Annotated in this window: 1 protein-coding gene; it reads right to left on the minus strand. The window is 33.2% G+C overall.

The genetic code is table 11. The annotated features are described in order from the left end of the window. Window positions 1-335 precede the first annotated feature (335 nt). Entirely contained in the window at window positions 336-2,405 is a 2,070-nt protein-coding gene (locus J0M08_14265) for a hypothetical protein (GenBank protein ID MBN8704221.1), read from the minus strand. Window positions 2,406-2,819: the final 414 nt, after the last annotated feature.

A 2,819-nucleotide genomic window follows, 5' to 3' on the forward strand; every position in this document is an offset into this window, starting at 1 on the left:
CCATCCGTTTTTTTTCAACGATCACCTTCATTTATTTTAACAGCTGCTTGAATGATCAACTATAAACAGTACAGGAAATTGTACAGTCTGTTTTTTATGTAAAGAAGAGTTTTTTCACAGTCTGACGGGCGGGGCTTGCCGAAGTACGGGTATTAGTAATTCGTCCGCCCACAACCGCTGATGATTGAAAAACTAAAGTTGAAGTTAACAACAAAAAGCCAAATGGTTATTCGTCCAGCCCAATATGAAGCACAGTAGAATTACCGCTGCTGAAGCTAACCCTGTCAAGCCCGTATTTTGGCAAACCCGATGTTGCCTGCTGCCTTTGTGCGTACTTAAATTGATGATATTAACTCCGTATAACCATCTATAATTATTTTCATCAATTTTTTTATTTCCGAAAACTTAATACGTCTTGTTGCCTTGCCTGTACTTTTTACAATTGGGTGAGACAAGTCACTTTCTAATCTTAATTCATGGACTTTTTTGCATAAGGCATTAAATTTAGGATAGTTTGTCGCAAATCTACTTGTTGTGGAATGTAAGGTGCTACCGATTTTGCCAAGAGTATAAGTTCCTAATGTTCCGTCATGTAAAAAAAGTGCTTTACAAACGAAATCATTAAAAACATCAAATTCGTTAATAAATGAGTTTGCATCTGTTTTTATATGACCTGTCAATAAGAGAGCAAGTCTTTCACAATTGGAATGGTCAGTATTCAAAAATGTTTTCCAATTTTTTGTTGGGAAAGTTATACCTGCAATTTCATTAAGTCTTGCTGGAATACTACTTTTTGATAATGAAGTTTTTCCGATAATTCCTGCCTTTTTTAATATGATTTGTGCGGAGTCGTTTATTTTACTTAGCGGAGTTGTTACTTTTAAGTTATGCTCGGATATTAAATAAGCAGCCTTAATAGCAACTTCAAAAGAAGATGATTTTATTAATACATTTAGAATTGCCTGGTAAGATGGTTCACCAAATCTGTCAATGTCAATATAATCTAGGGAATTATGAATTAACCACCATTCGGTGCTTTTGTAAATGTTTTCTATTTCTTTATATGTGAAATGGTTCTCGTTCAAAAGCCAAACGAAAATAATTGAACGTAAATTAGGTGAGGTAATTGTCTTTCTTTTTGAATGCAGCGAAAGGATGTGAGTTTTAAAGTCAGCAACTAAATCCTTGTGAATTTTGTTTAAGCTTGTTAATATATAGGCCGTAGTGACTTCTTCATAGAGTTGCTCTAACTTAAGAAGCGAAAGTATCTTTGTAGAAACTGATTTAGTAAATTTTTTGTACTTTGAAAAATGTTTTAGGATGGATTGATATAAATGTGGATTTTTTAAAAGGATATTCAGAAGCTTTTTTGCTAATTTCTCATTTGGAGCTGCATGTGCCAACACATATTTAAATCTTGTTTCATTAAGAACTTTATTTGCTTTAACCAATTCATTAAATCTGTTTAATACTTCAGTTTGGTCAAATGCAAGCCTAAAATTAATAGGTTCTGGCGGCAAACTAATTGTTTTTATTTCATCATCTAGATTTTCAATTTCATGAATGTTTATTTTACCTGATTGTGGAAACAATCCAATCTCTTTACTAGTGTAATCTAACTCAAGCAAACCTTTTCTCACATTTCCTTCAGTCTTTGCTAGTAATCTAATGTCATCAACATATCTAAAGTATCTTACTGTAGTTTTTTTGAAGCTTTTGTGTTCATCAAAATATTGCAAAATTACTTCTGACAAAAGCCCTGATGGTAATGGGCCTTGTGGAATTCCATGACCATGATAAATTCTTGTTGGAGTAGAGGCTGTCCAGACTTCTAGGCAATCAGTCAGGTATTTTGAAAATTCTTTTGTTATCCCTATCCCCGAAAGAAAATGTGTAAGTACTTTATGGTCTATACTGTCATAGAAAGCTGTTAAATCAAAAGATGCTGTCCATTTATATCCTGATGTAAAAGCGTCATTTATTGAATGATTAAAATTTACATATCCGTCACTCCATTTTTGATAAAAGTAAAGGCTTGTTTTACCGGCATATAAATGGCCGAAAACAGATTTGTTATAATTCTTCTTAGCCTTTTTAAATAGTTTTTCTGCTATAATTGAAACCAGCGCTAAATAAACAATCTGGTCATTAATATTTAGTAAAGTGTATGGTCTTAAAATTCCCGATTTTTTAGGAATGTAAAGTTTTGTAGAAAGTTCTGGTTTGTAGCGATGATATTTTAAATCTCTGTGAAGTTTGTCAATATTTTCGTCAAGAGATAAGGCGTATGCTTTATATAGGCTGCGAAAATGGTTCTTGTAATTATTGTCCGCATTTGTATTTAACCATGTCCAGCACCTTAATAAATTTTCTTTGTCAAAGGCCGTTTTTAAGTCAGTTGTCATTAGTTAACGAGATTTTGATAAGGTTGCAGGCAACTCGTAAATATGCGAAAGTCCCTGTCCCTGAAACTTTCTCTTTTTTTTATAATTATTTGCAATTCAAGTTACTAAAAAAATTGTTTTTACACACAGGCACTTTCGCAAATACAACCCAAACTCAGCAACTGTATTGCTTGTAAAAAATTAAATAAATAACAATTTTACTTCTTGCAGTAAGTGTACAATTCTTCTTTCACTTCTTTATCCGTTAAAAGACGGAATTTTTGGTGGGGTTCGGAACCTGTTTACCCACCCTGCCTGCCGGCAGCTAATCCTTACCCAAATTTAAGGGTTGGGATTTAAGGGAGGAAAAGGAACTTTGACGGCATTATGCATAAAATAACTGTCAAAGATTTTCCGAGTCTGGATTTAGGAGAC

The sequence above is a fragment of the Bacteroidota bacterium genome, assembly GCA_017303975.1.
Classification (GTDB): Bacteria; Bacteroidota; Bacteroidia; order JAFLBG01; family JAFLBG01; genus JAFLBG01.

Excerpts from the sequence above, each read along its gene's own strand:
- J0M08_14265 (MBN8704221.1), bottom strand. The coding sequence starts at position 2,405 with ATGACAACTGACTTAAAAACGGCCTTTGACAAAGAAAATTTATTAAGG.